At 47.0% G+C, this 17,603-nt stretch carries 9 protein-coding genes; 6 read left to right on the top strand and 3 right to left on the bottom strand.

Annotated elements, in window-relative coordinates; all coding sequences use genetic code 11:
• Positions 1-141: 141 nt before the first annotated feature.
• On the top strand, positions 142-1,047 hold the full coding sequence (locus R2S08_RS05240) for a LytTR family DNA-binding domain-containing protein (RefSeq protein ID WP_316834139.1): 906 nt from the start codon (positions 142-144) through the stop codon (positions 1,045-1,047).
• A gap of 181 nt (positions 1,048-1,228) precedes the next feature.
• A complete protein-coding gene (locus R2S08_RS05235) occupies positions 1,229-1,873 on the top strand; it encodes a DUF6266 family protein (RefSeq protein WP_316834138.1) in 645 nt (214 codons plus the stop codon).
• A 5-nt stretch (positions 1,874-1,878) separates the two neighbouring features.
• On the opposite strand, the gene R2S08_RS05230 is transcribed toward R2S08_RS05235, so the two are convergent.
• From R2S08_RS05230 to R2S08_RS05220, 3 genes are read right to left on the bottom strand one after another with little or no spacing between them, the layout of a single operon-like run.
• Positions 1,879-2,364 (bottom strand): gliding motility lipoprotein GldH, encoded by a 486-nt coding sequence (locus R2S08_RS05230; protein ID WP_316834137.1) that lies wholly within the window; start codon positions 2,362-2,364, stop codon positions 1,879-1,881.
• Positions 2,351-3,826: a regulatory iron-sulfur-containing complex subunit RicT gene (gene ricT, locus R2S08_RS05225; protein ID WP_316834136.1), complete on the bottom strand. Its 1,476-nt coding sequence runs from the start codon at positions 3,824-3,826 to the stop codon at positions 2,351-2,353. Before ricT ends, R2S08_RS05230 begins: the two co-directional genes overlap by 14 nt.
• A 1-nt stretch (position 3,827) precedes the next feature.
• The gene (locus R2S08_RS05220; RefSeq protein ID WP_316834135.1) at positions 3,828-4,976 is read right to left on the bottom strand and encodes a hypothetical protein; all 1,149 of its coding nucleotides are present in this window, start codon (positions 4,974-4,976) and stop codon (positions 3,828-3,830) included.
• 360 nt (positions 4,977-5,336) lie between these two features.
• On the opposite strand from R2S08_RS05220, the gene R2S08_RS05215 reads away from it, so the two are divergent.
• From R2S08_RS05215 to R2S08_RS05200, 4 genes are read left to right on the top strand one after another with little or no spacing between them, the layout of a single operon-like run.
• On the top strand, positions 5,337-12,326 hold the full coding sequence (locus R2S08_RS05215; RefSeq protein ID WP_316834134.1) for an SDR family NAD(P)-dependent oxidoreductase: 6,990 nt from the start codon (positions 5,337-5,339) through the stop codon (positions 12,324-12,326).
• 2 nt (positions 12,327-12,328) lie between these two features.
• Positions 12,329-16,561 carry a beta-ketoacyl synthase N-terminal-like domain-containing protein gene (locus R2S08_RS05210; RefSeq protein ID WP_316834133.1) on the top strand — a complete coding sequence of 1,411 codons (4,233 nt, stop codon included), beginning with the start codon at positions 12,329-12,331 and terminating at the stop codon, positions 16,559-16,561.
• Complete coding sequence (locus R2S08_RS05205; RefSeq protein ID WP_108553753.1) at positions 16,549-16,851, top strand: acyl carrier protein; 303 nt, start codon at positions 16,549-16,551, stop codon at positions 16,849-16,851. Before R2S08_RS05210 ends, R2S08_RS05205 begins: the two co-directional genes overlap by 13 nt.
• Entirely contained in the window at positions 16,839-17,603 is a 765-nt protein-coding gene (locus R2S08_RS05200; protein WP_316834132.1) for an alpha/beta hydrolase, read from the top strand. The genes R2S08_RS05205 and R2S08_RS05200 overlap by 13 nt, the downstream gene beginning before the upstream one ends.

The raw sequence follows: 17,603 nt of genomic DNA, 5'->3' as shown, positions 1-17,603 counted from the left end.
AAAAAACAGTGTTGAAAAATATATTTTATGCGAAGTGTACATATTTAACACCTGAAATGTACATAAATTCTCAAAGCTCCATTTCTGGCTACCACTCCAATATCGATTTTATATAAATTTAAGGAACACGCTAATCACACTATGAAAAGGACAAGAAAAGACACCAGATCTAAAAACGAAGAAAAGCCTAAAGAAGAGGAGATTGGCTTCATCAATAACCGGATCCTATTCCTGGTTCCATTACTGTTTACCACCATCTTGTTCTGGCCTTTTTCCATAGCCCATATTCCAGTTATATTGCGCAGGCCGTCCTTTATTCCTGGCTTTGCAACTACGTATACTATATCCTTCCTTTTTTTCTTTTTGATACTATGGGCCAATGACTGGCTGAACCGAAAATACAAATGGGAGGAACAATTTCTTAAACGCTCTATCCTTCAGTTCTTCATAGGTATAGTAACCCCTATACTTTTTGCTATTGTTTGCTCCAAGAGCTATTTTGACCTTCTGGGACTAAATATTACCATGTTGTACAGCCGTCACATCCTGCCTCTGGTGATCTTGTTTACAGTTGGAGCCAATATCATTTTCTGCCTCGTTTATCAAACTAAACTCTTCAAAAAAATGGGAAACATTGCCCAAACAGCACAAGATCAACAATGGCAAGAACAACAAAACTATACACGTTTTTTTATGGTTCCAAATGGCAACAGTCAGGAAAAGATACCAATAGAAGACATCGCCTACGCCTATAAAGATGGCCCCAATACCATTTTAAAAACCCATGACGGACAAAGCAAAATATTATGGCATTCTATAGAAGAACTGCAACCCCAGCTGGATCCAACATTATTCAATAAGATAAGCCGAGCTTATATCATCAGCTGTACAGCAGTAAAAAGCATCGAAAAAACAGAAAATCGTGGATTGCTCCTTACGCTTAGCCCTAAAACGACCAATCGAGTCAAGGTAGGCCGGGAAAAAGCAAACCAGGTAATGAACTGGCTTAGACGCCAAACAGCTCATACACAGTGGCCACCAAGTTAACATCTTCTAGGGCCTTGCCAGGGGGTTGCCAGGCCCCTTCTAGGGCCTCCATAGGGCCACAACTGTAAAGCAATCCTAAAATAACTTTAAAAAGGCGCTCACAATACACTAATAGTACTGAACCAAGTACGTTCTTGGCATGAACTCAGTAATAACAACATTAATTTAAAACAGGAAAACAATGGGAAAACTAGACAACGGTATCCTTGGTCCTTTCAGAGGTAAAGTGGCCAATATTATAGGATACGAACTTAACGGACAAAACATCATTCGGATAGAAGGTCACAAGAACAAAAAACTTTCTATAGATCAACTCAACAATTGCCTGCAAATGGCCGTTATCGTAGAATTTCTCGATCCGATGAAGTCATTCCTCAAAACAGCCTTTAACCCTGTAGCTAAAGGTACAACAAAAAACTATCATAACGTAGCGGTTTCATCTAATAAACCCAATGCCCTCAGCGGTTATTACCCGGAGGTAGAAATGGATTATACCCGGGTGATTCTGAGTACAGGAACGCTTTCGGTAGCAGAGAACCCAACTGTTGAACGAATTGGAGATGAATTGAAATTTACCTGGGAAATGAGTCAGGGAGCACACTGGACAGAAAACGATGACCAGGTGATGCTGATGGCTTATGCACCCCGGATTAAAAAATGCTGTTTTGTAAAAAGCGGGGCCAGGAGAACCGATGGCCAGGAAGTTCTAAAGATCAAAACTTCCATGAAGAATGAACTACTGGAAACTTATATTTCTTTTGTATCTGATGATCGGCAAAGGGTGGCTAATAGCCAATATACAGGCCGGGTTTCCATAATGCCCTAAATCTATTATTCTACAGTGCTCACGGTGATCCCCGCATCACTGACCTCCTGCAAAGGGTTGTCCCTCATGTTCTGCTCAATCACCAGTTCATATTTTCCCGCAGCCGGAAAACGATAATGAGTCAACAAAGGAAAGGTATAGGTAAACAAATTACCCGAGCCCGAACCAAGCCATTGCCCATCTGACTGAGCCAGTTTAAAACCATACCTCCGGGTTACTTTTTTACCCCCCGCTGGTTTAAGGTGAAATAAGATATAAATATTAGAATACCTGTAGTCAGCCGTATGCCGCAGTCTGAAAAAAATATTATACGCTTTTGCAGGATCTTTGATGTCTACGGTTGCACTCACCTTATTGATATAACTCCACCTGTGCTGGTCCATAGACACATTCAGGTCGGTGACATTATTGGTGGTGCAACCGCCCCATAAAACGACCGCTAGCAAAGCGATACTCCATAAAGAAAAAACCAGGGATTTATTCTGCTTCATTTTTGGGTTTATCCGATGAGGGCTTGTTACGTCTGCGGTTATTTCTATTCCTGTTCCTGCTCGCTGAAGGCTGGCCAGTTGCGGCCGGAGTTTGCCCTGCTACTGTTGGATCGGCAGGTACTTTAGCTGGTTTTTGACCTTCTCCCGGTGCCTTTTTAGGCTGTTCCGGTCTTCTGTTTTCTTGCTTTTTAACCTGTTCCGGCTTTTTACCTTGTTCAGGTTTCTTACCCTGCTCTGGTTTTTTGCCTTGTTCAGGTTTATTTTTTGCCTGCTGCTGTTGTCCAGGACGTCCGGCTTTTTCTGGTCTGTTGTTGTTATTGTTGCGCGGAGCACCGTTTTTCTGGCGGTTGCCTTGTTTTCTCTTCTCGTCCAAACGGGTCAGGCTATCCTGTCCAACCACATTTTCGTAATCGTGTACCTTTTCAACAACGGCTGCTGTAGCCAGGAAAACAGCCTCTTCTTTTAAATTGACTGGTTTCTGGCCTTTTTTATTCATGGCCATGATCTCTTTTACACGATCTACTTTCAAAGGGATCCAGTCTTCCTGATTGGCATAACTGAACCACATCACTTTTTTAAAGATGTCTGTTTTCTGGTGACGTGCCACACCAACCTCCGTTTGCAAACTGTCAATTCTATCCGGAATGTCTTTTAGGGCATCCAGGTAAGTATCCAGTTCATAGTTCAGGCAGCATTTCAGCTTACCACACTGGCCGGCAAGTTTTAAGGTATTGAGAGACAGGTTCTGGTACCGGGCCGCAGCTGTAGATACCGTTTTAAAGTTCGTAAGCCAGGTAGAGCAGCACAATTCGCGCCCGCAGGAGCCAATTCCACCCAATCTTCCGGCTTCCTGACGCATCCCGATCTGGCGCATTTCGATCCTGATCCTGAACGTTTCTGCCATCTTTTTAATCAGCTCCCTGAAATCCACCCGGCCTTCTGCCGTATAGAAGAAAGTCGCTTTGGTCTTATCCCCCTGGTAATCCACGTCACTGATTTTCATCGATAAACGAAGATCTAAAGCCAGTTTACGGGCCTTATGCATCGTTTCCCATTCCATGTCCTTGGCTACCTTCCATTTCTCCACATCAGCTTCTGTTGCCTTGCGGTAAACTTTTCGGGTCACCTGGTCCATATTGGTTTTACGACGTTTCATCTGTGTCCTCACCAGTTCACCAGTTAAAGAAACATGACCGATATCGTATCCTCCGGTTGGTCCTTCAACGGCGATCAACTCGCCAATCTCCAGGTATATATTGTCGCTGTTCAGGAAAAATTCTTTCCTTGCGCCTTTAAATTTAACTTCGATAACCGGGAAAGGAGCATAATTTGATGGCATATCCAAATTAGACAGCCAATCGTATACTTCCATTTTGCCGCATCCACCTGTAAGGCAAGAGCCATTACTTTTGCAGCCTGCAGGGGCACAACCGCCACCCGTCGAACAACTTCCACATCCCATATTAACTATATATATATTGAGTCCCTTTCGGGAGCGTTTTAAACTTAATTATTTTGACTAGCTGTAAAGATACATCTAAAAACAGAATTTTAGGATTTGCATTCCTTTCTATATGGTAATGCGCCAGTTCCAATTCAGAAATGATGGCCTCAGCCATATTTAAAGTCAGTACATGCGCAGATAATTTTTTTGCAGTGTCCATGGTCCTTGCCGGAAGTTTCACCAGATCTTCTGCCCCGCTCAGCAGCAAACTGCATTCTCTTAGAAAGCTGATCCCGTATTTCAGGAAGTTTTTTTGGTTTTCTCTTCCCCAACCCGCAGCCTGCTCTGTAAAACCGATCAGGTCCAGTACGCGGTTTCCATACCCCATCCGCAGCCACTCCGCAAATTTATCGGCATGATCGTTCTGGGTATGCTCCACCAGCAATTTGGCTTCTATTAAATTACCATCGGCCAGGAAACTATATTCAGTGGCCTGTTGCTGGCTCAGTCCATGTTGTTCCACGAGGTAATTCTCTATGGTGGCATCCGGCAACTTAGGGATTTTTACAATCTGGGTCCTGGATAACAGAGTCGATAAGATTTGCTCCTGGTTATTGGCCACCAGGATAAACAAGGTGTTTTTAGGTGGTTCCTCAATAATTTTAAGCAGGGAATTTCCTTCTTTATCCAAAAATTCCGGAAGCCACATGATCAGCACTTTCGTTTCCCCTTCAAAAGCTTTATAACTTAATTTTTTGATGATGTCGTGACATTCGGCAATATTGATATTGGCCTGTTTGTTCTCTGCACTCAGTTTGGAACGCCAGATGTCAAGGTCAAAATAGGGATCTTCGAGCAGCATACTCCTCCATTCGTCCAGCACATCCACCGCTATCTTTACATCTTTTGAGGCAAAGAAAGGATAAGAAAAGTGAAGGTCGGGATGGATATAACGCTCATATTTTCTGCAGGAAGAGCAGACCCCACAACTGTCCATCGGGGTTTTGTCCAAGCAATTGATGTATTGCGCATAGGCAATAGCCAATGGCAATGCCCCACTGCCGTCGCAGGAAAGAAAGAGCTGTGCATGGCTCACCCTGTTCTCCGCAACAGTTTGCAACAACTGTTCTTTTATGGCTTCTTGTCCGGTAATCTCTTTGAATTGCATTGGGTGCAAAATAGTGATTTTTTAAGATATTTCAGCTCTACCCTGATTTGATCCATTTAAAGACCTGTCCCGACTTGGTGACTAAAACCTGCTTTATTCTTTTTGTTCATTATACCAGAAAAAAGGGTTATCCCTTTTTTGATTCCTAGTTTTGTTATTATAAAAGCACAGGGCAAACACGATTAACTGTTTTTCTAAAAATTTGGTAACAATTATTTAACACAGCCTGTTTTTTTTCAACGTTATGGTGTTTTTATAAAAAATCCTGATGTTTTTCGCCAGAAAAAACGTAACACCTTGAAATATTGCTCTAAGAATTCCTATAAAACACCATAAAACCCTACAAAATCCTCCCTACTCATGAAAACCCCATTGATAATCGGAATAACGCCCTTTGAAAAACCGGATCTATCACTCGTACTTGCCCTCGAAAAAGCAGGTGCTTTTCCCGTGCTGCATTTGGGTAGAAACCTCGAACCGGCCCAGGAGGCCCTGGAACAGCTGGCCAAAAAATCTTCTGCAGGTTTCGGTGTCTGTTTCAGTAACGCTGATCTTAAAGACCTGAAGCTTCCTGCTCAAACACAGCTGGTTATTGCACCTTATGGTCTGAGCATCTCCAGGCAAAATGACACAAAATTGTTTTACCAGGTGCACAATCTGGAAGAAGCCCGAAATGCTCGGGTAGAAAAGGCAGATGGAATCATCATAAAAGGCAACGAAGGTGCAGGCCGGGTGGGCTATGAATCTTCTTATATTTTGTTCCAGCGTGTCATCCAGGAAATTAAAGATATCCCGGTATATGTTCAGGGGGGCGTGGGTAGTCATACCGCCGCTGCATTAGTGGCTTGCGGAGCTGCGGGTGTGGTCCTGGACAGTCAATTGGTCTTGTTTCCGGAATGTACTGTTCCGGCTGCCATCAAACAGGTCTGCGAAAAACTCAATGGTAACGAAACCAAACTGATCGGTCGTTACAGGGTGTTGGCACGTCCAAACTCTCCTGTGCTGGCTGAGGAGGTGTCCGAAGAAACACTCGGCACTCATTTTAAAGATTTTGACCTGGAGAAAAGTTACCTCCCAATGGGACAGGATATTGCACTGGCCACAGATCTGGCAGCGCGTTATGGAAAGCTGGATAAAATGATCTTTGGATTTAAGGAGGCCATCTACGGTCACCTGAACCAGGCCAAATCCTTAAATGTGATCCGTCCTGATAATGCCCTGGCACAGGACCTTCAGATCACTTACCCCATTGCACAAGGTCCAATGACCCGCGTAAGTGATGTTGCTCCTTTTGCCCAGGCCGTGGGCGAAGCGGGTGCTTTGCCTTTTATTGCCTTGTCTTTACTCAAAGGCCAGCAAGCCAAAGAACTGATCCGGGAAACCAAACAACGTTCTGGTAACCGCCCCTGGGGTGTAGGAATCTTGGGATTTGCACCAGCAGAATTACGCGAAGAACAATTAGACTACATTAAAGCAGAAATGCCGCCGGTGGTCCTTATTGCCGGGGGAAGGCCTTCACAGGCTAAACCTTTGGAAAAATTAGGCATCAAAACTTTCCTTCATGTGCCTTCGGTATCGCTGCTGGACATGTTCCTGAAAGAGGGCGCCCGGAGGTTTGTATTTGAGGGCCGGGAATGCGGTGGCCATGTGGGGCCATTGTCTAGTATGGTGCTCTGGGAAAAGCAAATAGAAAGGCTGCTTCAGGAGGATAAACCCGAAGAAATCAGTGTTTTCTTTGCCGGGGGCATCCACGATGCGCTATCCTCAGCTTTTGTCGCGGTGATGTCTGCTTCTATCGCTGCTAAAGGGGTAAAGGTGGGCGTATTGATGGGTACTGCTTACTTATATACCAAAGAAGCTGTTCAGACCGGGGCTATCGGGGAGCAGTTCCAGGAGCAGGCTTGTCAATCTGAGGATACCGTATTGCTGGAAACCGCGCCGGGTCACGAGACCCGTTGTTTGAATTCAAATTTTGCCCTGTTCTTTAACGAAGAGAAACAACGGCTCCTGAAAGCTGGTGTAGATAAAAAAGAAATCTGGGCCAAACTGGAAACCCTAAATGTGGGTCGTCTGCGTATTGCGGCGAAAGGAATTGAACGTCAGGGCGACCAGCTGGTGGCTATTGACGAGCAAGGCCAGCTGAACCTGGGCATGTATATGATTGGCCAGGTGGCCGCCATGTGGAACAAAGTAATTTCCATCCTTGATCTGCACAAAGATGTAGCAGAAGGAAACTATACCTATATACAGGAAGCCCTGCTTCCAGCACCTCCAGAAGCCAAAGAGAAATCCCTCCATGTTGCTATTGTGGGCATGGCCTGTATTTTCCCGGGTGCAAAAAACATAGAAGAATACTGGAGGAATATTGTACTGGGACAGGACGCCGTAACTGAAGTGCCTGATGAGCGCTGGAACAAGCAGCTGTATTACAACCCGGAATCCAGCGCTGGCGACATGTCTCATTCCAAATGGGGTGGCTTTATCCCTAAAATAGATTTTGATCCGTTAGAATATGGTATTCCTCCGCAGTCTCTGGCTGCGATAGAACCTACACAACTCCTGAGTTTAATGGTGGCCAAGCAGGCCATGGAAAACGCGGGCTATACAGACGGGAATTTCAATGCGGAAAATGTATCGGTGATCATTGGTGCCGAAGGCGGAAACGACCTGGCCAACAGTTATAGCTTCAGAGGATTTTACAAACAGGTCTTTGGAGAAATGCCCGAAGAACTGGATGCTGCCCTTCCTAAAACAACGGAAGACTCCTTTCCCGGGATTTTAGCCAATGTGATTTCTGGGCGCATCACCAACCGTTTGAACCTGGGCGGAAGAAACTTTACGGTTGATGCCGCTTGTGCCTCTTCACTGGCCGCCCTTGACCTGGCCTGCCAGGAATTGTTCTTAGAGAAATCGGATATGGTACTGGCTGGTGGAGCAGACCTGCACAACGGAATTAACGATTACCTGATGTTTTCCAGCACACATGCACTCTCCCGCAAGGGCAGATGTGCCACTTTTGATGCTGAGGCAGATGGAATTGCCCTTGGCGAAGGGGTAGCCATGCTGGTCTTGAAACGGGAAGAAGATGCCATCCGGGATGGCGATAAAATATATGCAGTGATACAAGGCATTGGTGGTTCCAGTGATGGGAAAAGCCTGGGCCTTACTGCACCAAGGAAATCCGGGCAGGTGAAAGCTCTGGCCCGTGCTTATGATCAGGCAGGGATCTCTCCTGCAGTTCTTGGCCTGGTAGAAGCCCATGGAACAGGTACGGTAGTGGGCGATAAGACAGAACTCAGTGCTTTGACCGATATGTTGAACCAATCCGGAGCCCTCGCTGGTCAGACCCATCTGGGCTCTGTAAAAACACAGATTGGGCATACCAAATGTGCTGCTGGTCTGGCTGGTCTGATCAAGGCTACCCTGGCGGTACATCACGGGGTAAAGCCACCGACCATCCACCTCAAAAATCCAAACAGTTATTATAACCCTGCCACCAGTCCTTTTGCTTTCCACACAGAGGCAGGCTTGTGGATGGAAGAGAAACGCTATGCCGGTATCAGTGCCTTTGGTTTTGGCGGCACCAATTTCCACGCGGTGATCGAAAGCGGTCCTGCAGCAAAGCCTTCAGCGGTATTGCAATCCTGGCCATCGGAACTTTTTGTGTTCAGGGGAAATACATATGAAGAAGCCAGTGCACAGTTGAGTGCAGTAAAAACCTTACTGGAAGGAAATGACAACATCAGTTTAAAAGACATTGCCTTTAGCCTCGCCACAGGAAGCAGCAAGCCGGTACAACTGAGTATTGTGGCCGACCGGGATGAAGACCTGATTATGAAAATCGACCTGGCTTTATCTGGTGTTGAAAGCAAGGACACCTATATTACCCGTAAAAAGGAGGGCAAAGTGGCCTTTATGTTTCCCGGACAAGGCAGTCAGCGAATCAATATGGCCAGAGATCTTTTTGTGATCTTTCCCGCCATGCGCAGCTTATTAAAAGGCCACAGTATATACGAACAGGTGCTGTTTCCGAATGCGGTGTTTAGCGACGCAGCCCTTAAAGCACAAAAGGAACGAATTAAAGACACCAGGATGGCCCAGCCGCTGTTGGGTATTGTAGATCTGGCTTTGGCCAATTTCCTGAAAGACCTGGGTATAGAACCGGATATGGTAGCCGGACACAGTTACGGAGAACTTCCGGCCTTGTGTTTTGCCGGTGCTTTTGACGCAGATCAGCTGGTTCATCTGAGCGAACAACGGGCCAGGGCTATCCTGGAAGCCGTAGAAGGTGAAGACACTGGCGCGATGATCGCGGTAAGCTGCAAAGAAGAAGACATCTATAAATTTATTGACGGTCTGCAGGATGTATATGCCGTTAATTTCAACTCGCCGGGACAATTGGTTTTGGCAGGAACAACACCCGCAATAGAAAAACTGAGTGAAACACTGAAAACAGCCAAACTTTCTTTTAAGCGTCTGGAGGTGGCCTGTGCTTTTCACAGCCCGATTGTTGCCCGGTCTAAAGATCTCTACAAGGAAGTTCTGGATAAGGTTCCTTTCCATACCCTGGAACGTCCGGTTTGGTCAAATACCACAGCCGGCCTGTATCCGGTAAAAGGAGAACAGGTGAAACAAAGACTGTGTGAACACCTGGTAAAACCCGTACAGTTTGTAGAACAGGTACAGCAAATGTATGCCGATGGGGCCAGGATCTTTATAGAAGTGGGCCCGGGCAAGGTTTTAAGTGCTTTAGCTAAAAATTGTTTAGGTAAAGAAGAATTGTTGCTGCATGCAGAAGACAATGGCCACAATAAGATCACACATCTGCTTTGCACCATTGCAGATTATATGGCCACGGGTCGTCCTGTCCATCTGGAGAAACTGTTTGAAGGCCGCGAAGCCCGCTTACTGGATCTCGAACAGCCGGATCAGTACAAGAAAAAAGCATCGGTATGGATTGTAGATGGTCAGCATGCCGTTCCTTCTACAGGAAAATTACCCGCCTATGGTGCTTTACCAATCACAGAACCTTTGAAGATGAAAGATACGCCACTTAAAAAAGAAACGATATATATACCATCAAATCCTGCTGAACAAATGATGCAGGAATACCTGAACACCATGAAGATGATGATCCAGTCCCAAAGGGATGTGATGCTCTCTTTTCTGGGTCAGAACCCATCAATTGGCCAGCCGGCTTTCTTCCAGCAGGCACCACAAATCCAGCCGGCGGCCAATAAAACTGAATCGCCTCAAAGACAAAGTCAGGCCACAGCAAGCCCTAGTCCGCAGCCAGCAGTTGCACAACCTGCATCTCCGGCAAAAAACCTGGATGTTAAACTGGTGTTGCTGCAGGTGGTGAGCGACAAAACCGGCTATCCGCAGGAAATGCTGGGCATGGAAATGGATCTGGAAGCGGATTTGAGTATAGATTCTATTAAACGTATGGAGATCATCGGTGCATTAAGAACGGCACTTGGTGGCTTTAGTACAAGCGATGAAAATGCAGACCTTTTTATGGAGCAGCTGGCAGGGATTAAAACCCTGAACGGCCTGGTCAACTGGATTAAAGAACATGCACAGGCCAGCCCGCAGGAACAGACAGAAGCCGCTGAACCAAAGGCTACGGCGACTTTCAGCAAAAAAGAACTGACCGGGGTACTATTGGCTATAGTGAGTGAAAAAACAGGTTATCCGCAGGATATGCTTGGCCTGGACCTGGATTTGGAAGCTGATTTAAGTATTGACTCCATTAAACGAATGGAGATCATTGGCGAGCTGAAAATAAAAATTGGCTTTAACCAGGGAGAAGATGCAGAGGAGAACATCATGGAGAAACTGGCATCCATCAAAAGTCTGAACGGATTGGTGGATTGGATTGCGGAGTCGGGCACAGAAGCCTCTGAAGAAACCACCGGTAAAAAAGAAACCTTGTCCAGGCTCCGCTTTGAGCTGATTCCTTCCGAACTCCTGAATGCAGAGCCTTCCGGACTCCGCGGTCTTCGCTTTGCGGTAACGGATGATCAGGGTGCACAAGCCCCTGCGATCAAAGCCTTATTTGAGCAACATGGTGCAGAGGTGGATATTGTTAGCTTAAATACCCCTTTGAAAGGGTATCAGGGCATCATCTTGTTGAACTTATTTTCTGCACCTAAAAAGAACAGCCTGATCGACCATCTGGGCATGATCAAGTCGATTGACTTAGAAGAACTGAAATGGGTGTATTTAGTCTCGGATACGAAAGGCCATTGGAACGAAGGTTCTGACATCAGTACCTTAAGACATTTCCAGGGTTACTCCGGTTTATTCAAAAGTCTGGACAAGGAATACGAAAACACCAAATGCAGGCTGGTGAGCCTCACCTCCAAAATGCAGGCAGAAGAAATCGCCCGCATCACTTTAAATGAAATCTTACATCCGGATGCGCCTTCTGAGGTCATTTATGATGGCCTCAACAGACAGATCCTGGAGCTTATTCCTTCTGAACTGGTTACCGGCCATGCTGCAGGTTCTCCGATTCAACTGGATAAAGATGGCGTTGTACTCGTGCTTGGTGGTGCCCAGGGCATTACTTCAAAACTGATGCTCCATTTTGCACAGGAACATCCTTGCAGGTATATCCTGGTGGGCCGTTCGCCTGATCCTCGCCAGAATGGTCTGGAAGCTTATGCCGCCTTGGAAAGCAAAGAAGAGATCAGAAGTTTTCTGATCCGGCAGGGCAACAGCAGAAAACCTGCAGAGATAGAACAGGAAACTTCGAGGATCTATAAAAACAACCAGATCCTGCAAACCATTACAGCTCTAGAACAAAGTGGCTGTGTGGTCGATTATACCGCGCTTGATTTGCGGGATGAAGAGGGCTTAAGGCGTTTTATCCATAAGGTTTACCAGAAATGTGACCGCATAGACGGGGTTATTCATGGCGCAGGTTTGCTGGAAGATAAATTGTTTCACAGCAAAACCCTGGATTCTTTCCAGCGGGTATTCGATACCAAGGTTACGCCGTTAAGGGTGCTTGCCGAACAATTACGTCCGGAAACCCAGTTTGTTATTTTCTTCTCGAGTATCGCTTCGGTTTATGGTAACCGCGGACAAACCGACTATGCCGCAGCAAACAGTGTGATGGACAGGTATGCCTGGGCACTGAAAGAAAAGATCAGTGGTAAGGTGATGGCGATCAACTGGGGGCCATGGAAAGGTGCGGGTATGGTTTCGGCCAGCCTGGAAAAAGAATATGAACGGAGGGGTATTTCTATGATCCCGCTGGAGGATGGAATGGAAACCTTTGTTAATGAATTGAAATACGGAAATGAAAGCCAGGTACTGATCATGGCAGGAAGCAACTGGTAGGTATGAACAGAACAGACGTTGCCATCATTGGAATGTCCTGCATCTTCCCGGGCGCGGCAGATGCAGAGACCTTCTGGCAAAACATTATAAATAAGGTAGATTCTACGCAGCTTGTTCCGGAAGACCGGATTGACCCCGTGCATTTTGATCCGGATACGGCCGGTGTAGACCGGTTTTACTGTAACCGCGGGGGCTTTATTCCAGACTTTAGCTTTGATCCGGCCGCTTTTGGTATCCTTCCTGTAGCGGTTGAGGGCACCGAACCGGACCATTTGCTCACCATCAGCCTGGTACACAAGGCCCTGGAAGATGCAGGTGTTTTTAGAAAAAACAGCGCCCTGGATCAGACCGGAATTATCATTGGAAAAGGAAACTATGCTGGCCCTGGTGCCACCAGAGCCATTGAAATTGTGCGTACGGGGGAACAGATTGCCCATGTGCTCCGGGACTTGTTGCCGCATTTGAGCACTGAAGAGATTGAACAGGTCAAAAAAGAATTCCAGGCCCGGAAAGGACGCTTTGGTCCGGATACGGCCATGGGGCTGATTCCAAACCTGGTGGCTTCTTTAGTGGCCAACCGTTTAAACCTGGGTGGCGTGGCCTATACCCTGGATGCGGCTTGTGCCAGTTCATTGATTGCCGTAGACCATGCCTTGCAGGAACTCCGGACCAAACGCTGCAATATGGTGGTGGCCGGAGGAGTACATGTAGGTCAGAATGCGGCTTTCTGGAGCATTTTCACACAGCTGGGCGCCCTTTCACAACAAGGAAAGATCAGTCCTTTTGACGCTGGTGCCGATGGCTTACTGATTGGTGAAGGCTGTGGTTTTGTGGTTTTGAAACGGCTGGAAGATGCGGAGAAAGACGGAGACCGGATCTATGCCGTGATTAAAGGCCTGGGTGTAAGCAGTGACGGCAGCGGAACCAGTGTGATGAGTCCTTCTGTAAAAGGACAGCTCAAAGCCATGACCCAGGCTTGGGAACATGCAGGGATTGAAGCTAAAGATATAGGCTATATCGAAGCGCATGGTACCGGTACGCCTTTGGGCGATAAAACAGAACTGGAAACCCTGTCGCAGTTTTTTGGAAATGACCCGGCCTTACCTAAAGCAGGAATAGGCTCTGTAAAATCCAATATTGGGCATGCCATGCCTGCATCGGGTATCGCCGGCCTGATTAAAACCACCCTGGCTTTATATCATGGCATTATTCCTCCAACACTGCATTGCGGAAATCCTTCTGCACAAATCAAAGAAACTCGCTTTACACCGGTTCAGGAAGCTCAAAACTGGGCCGACTCTGGATTGCCCCGCATTGCGGGGGTAAATGCCTTTGGCTTTGGCGGGATCAATGCCCATGCCGTATTACAAAGTTATGGAGCACCTGTCCTTGGGCACAAAAGGGATACTGTATTGTTACTGGCCCGTCAGAATCATCAGGATTTACTGAATGCCCTGGAGTCCGGGGATCGGCATCCGGGAGAGGGTCCATACCGCATCGCGGTCTTTGACCCCAGCCCGGAACGTTTGCAAAAAGCCCTGAAGATTGCCACCAAGAACAAGACCTGGCGCAATAAACAAGATATATGGTATACCAATGAGCCTCTGCTGCTCAATGGTGGAAAAATTGCTTTTGTTTTCCCTGGCCTGGATGGTCTTGCGGGAGGAGAAATCGACAGTGTGGCTGCTCATTTTAACCTTTCCAGGCAAAACATCAGCAAAACAGAAGGTTTACTGGACCAGGCCCTGAAGATATTAGACAAAAGCCGTATCCTGGATACTGCATTGAAGCAACTGGGTATCCTGCCTGCAATGAATGCCGGGCATAGTCTGGGAGAATGGCTGGCTGCGAGGTCTTCTGAACTCGCAGAGGAGTCTTCCGTATTGCAGTTGCTCCAGTACCTGAACCCGGAAACTTTTGAGCTTAAAGACTCAAGGTTTATTGCCCTGGGCTGTGGAACAGAACAGGTTGCAGACCTGCTCTCCAGCATCAAAGACCTTTACCTTTCTAACGACAATTGCCCGCAGCAAGTCATCTTGTGCGGAACAAATACGGCTCTGGAAGAGCTGGTCCCTGTTTTAAAAAGCAGGCAGATCTTTCACCAGATCCTGCCATTTCAGTCTGGTTTCCACTCTCCTTTTGTAGCGGATAAACTGGAGACCATGCTGGAAGGCATGAACCAGATGCAATTTAAAAAAACAAGCATTCCTTTATGGTCTGCCACCACTCTTGATGTTTATCCGGAAGGTTTTGAAGCCATCCGGCAGCTCAGTGTGGAACACCTGATCCAGCCGGTACGTTTCCGTGAACTGACCGAACGCTTATATGAACAAGGCGCAAGGGTTTTTATACAGGTAGGTTCTGGTGGGCTGGTGGGTTTTATCGACGATACTTTAAAGGGCAGGAGCTTTAGCACCATCTCTTCCAATGTACCGATCCGCTCTGGCCTGACTCAGCTTCAGCGGGTGGTGGCAGCTCTTTTTGTAGAAGGCAGGCTGGCCAATCCCGATTTTATGGGTTATCCCGAACATCCTGCTGCGCCTGCAAAAGGGATTAGGCTGGAATTGGGCCTGCCGCTGATCAGCCATATGGCTGCACTTAAAAAGCTGGCTCAACAACCGGCCGGCCGGATACACCAACAGGAGGTCGTTCTGCAAGATGTGGCCGATCCGGTGATGCGTGCCTTCCAGGAGAATATGCAGGAAATGATAGGCCTGCAGTCTGAAATGCTGCACTTGTTTCAAAACAGGGCCGATCAGCCAGCTTACGCCCTTGTTTCGCAAGCGCCCCGGATCCCTTTCTTTAAGGATCTGGATGTGAACTTGCAAAACTGTCCTTACCTGGTGGACCATGCCTTGCTCCGGCAGCCCAAAGGCTGGCCGGTAGTAGAAGATATGGATCCGGTGATCCCGATGACCATGATCTTTGAGCTTTTTGGAGAAATCGCCGCAGAGCAATCTCCAGGAGAAAGAGTTCAAAAGATCCAGAACATCCAGGTTTTTCAATGGATGAATGTGGCCAAGCCTTTCCAGGAAAGGGTTCTTGGCGAATGGAAGAGCCAGGACCTGGCCGCTCTTCGCCTGGAGCGTTTTGCCCAGGCAGAGGTATTACTTTCTGCTCAGCACGCGGAAATTCCAACGCTAAGGTTTGATACTGGCCGGAACCTGAACATCAAAAGGACCCCGGAACAGATCTATGAAGAACATATGTTTCATGGACCAGGCTATCAGGGGATCCGGAGTATTGTCGCTGTGGGCGAAAAAGGCATTACCGGGATGATCGAAGGTGCCGCAGGTAAAGGCTCCTTACTGGACAATGCCGGACAGCTTTTTGGTTTATGGCTGCAGCTCACGCTTCAGAAAGACCGCATTGCCTTTCCGGTAAAAATACAAGAGATTGAATTCTTTGGGGAGCTTTCCGATCAGCAAGGCCTTTTTGAATGCACCTGTCAGCTCACCGAACTGAATGATGAATTTGCAACCGGAAATTTCGTGATCAAAAGGAATGAGCAGGTTTGGGCCCTCATTACCGGCTGGCAGAACCGAAGGCTGGAGATTGATGAGGCCTTATGGCGGGTTTCCATGTCGCCCCTGCACAACCGTCTTTCTGAAGAAATTGCACCCGGAGTGTTTATGTTCCATCAGGCCTATAGCCGTGTGGTTTCCTGGGATTTTATTTTAAAACGTTATTTCAACCAGACAGAGAAAAAACACCATACTTCCTTATTGCCAAATAAAAGAAAGGAATGGCTGATCAGCCGGGTGGCGGTTAAAGACGCGGTAAGAAATCTGCTGAACCTGGAAAAACAGCAGGCCTGCTACCCCATTGAACTGGAAATAGGTTCTGACGAGGTCCGCAAGCCTTATGTAACCGGCCCTGGAACAGAAGGCATTCAGATTTCTATTGCACATAAAGGAACAGATGCCGTGGGTATCGCCAGGTACAACAGCCCGGTGGGTATAGACATAGAACAAATTGAAGAGCGGAGCCAGGGTTTTTATGAAATGGTCTTTTCTGAATCAGAACAGGCCCTGCTTGCCGGCAAAGAAAAAAATGAATGGGCCACCCGGTTCTGGGTAGCCAAAGAGGCTTATGGGAAATACCTGGGCAAAGGGCTGCAGGGAAATCCAAAGGCCTACACCATAGAAGAGATCAGAGGAGAAGAACTCCGGATCAACGACATTTTCATACACACTATAAAACATAAAAATTATATCATCGGATGGACACAATAGTATCAACAGCAAAACTGAACAGCAGCGAAATCTTTGATTTGATGAAGCAATTTATTACCGAGGTGATCGGGGAAGAATTTGCAGAAGAAATGGACATTTCTATGGAGAGTTCCTTTACCAAGGACCTGGAAATGGACAGCATAGAGATCGTTTCTTTTTCTGAGAAAATAAAAGCACACTTCGGGGATCAGATCGATTTTACCGGATGGTTGTCTAACATGGACCTGGACGAATTGATCAACCTGAAACTCGGCACCATTGTCGATTATATAGAGCAATGCCAATCCTAAACATCAACAACCGGGAAGTACATATCCAGGAGCTGAACAAAGGGGCTGCCGAAACGGTCTTGCTGGTGCATGGCATGTTCAGCAACCTTTCTGTGTATTATTTTAATATTGCTCCTTTACTGGCACAGCATTTTCATGTGGTGATGTACGACCTGAAAAGTCATGGACTGAGTGAAAGAACCGCCGGGGGCTATGATCTGGACAGTATGACCAATGACCTGCTGGCCCTGATGAACAGTCTTGACCTGACCAAGGTACATCTTGCCGGGTATAGCTTTGGGGGGCTCATCGCTTTAAAAATGGCGCTGCGTTTTCCGGAAATGATCGGCCGGCTTGCCGTGATTGAAGCCCCGGACCCCAATGACGATAAAACAAGAGATATTATTGACGATTACAGCAGGGAATTCCTGGAGCATTATGTGCAGAATTTTACCGACACTACGAAAGTAAAAATGGGCAAACGGCAAATGGAACGCAACCACCGGATGTATGAATATCTGTTCCACCAGACCAGTATTAAAAGCGATATGCTGGCGGAGCGGGATTTTTTCGAAACCGCAGCGCTCTCCGGCATTCCGCAGCCGACCTTGCTGTTGTATGGCTCGGCTTCCAATTGTCTTGGAGCAGGGAAGCGCTTGCAGGAGCAAATTGGGTTTTGCGTTTTGGAGGAGATTGCGGGTGATCATAATATCCCCATCCAGGATCCGGTCAGTGTTGGAACCCGGATGTCTGTATTTTTTAAAAATGAATAG

It is taken from the genome of Pedobacter nutrimenti (assembly GCF_032678445.1).
GTDB lineage: Bacteria > Bacteroidota > Bacteroidia > Sphingobacteriales > Sphingobacteriaceae > Pedobacter > Pedobacter nutrimenti_A.
This window is presented reverse-complemented; position numbering and strand designations above follow the sequence as displayed.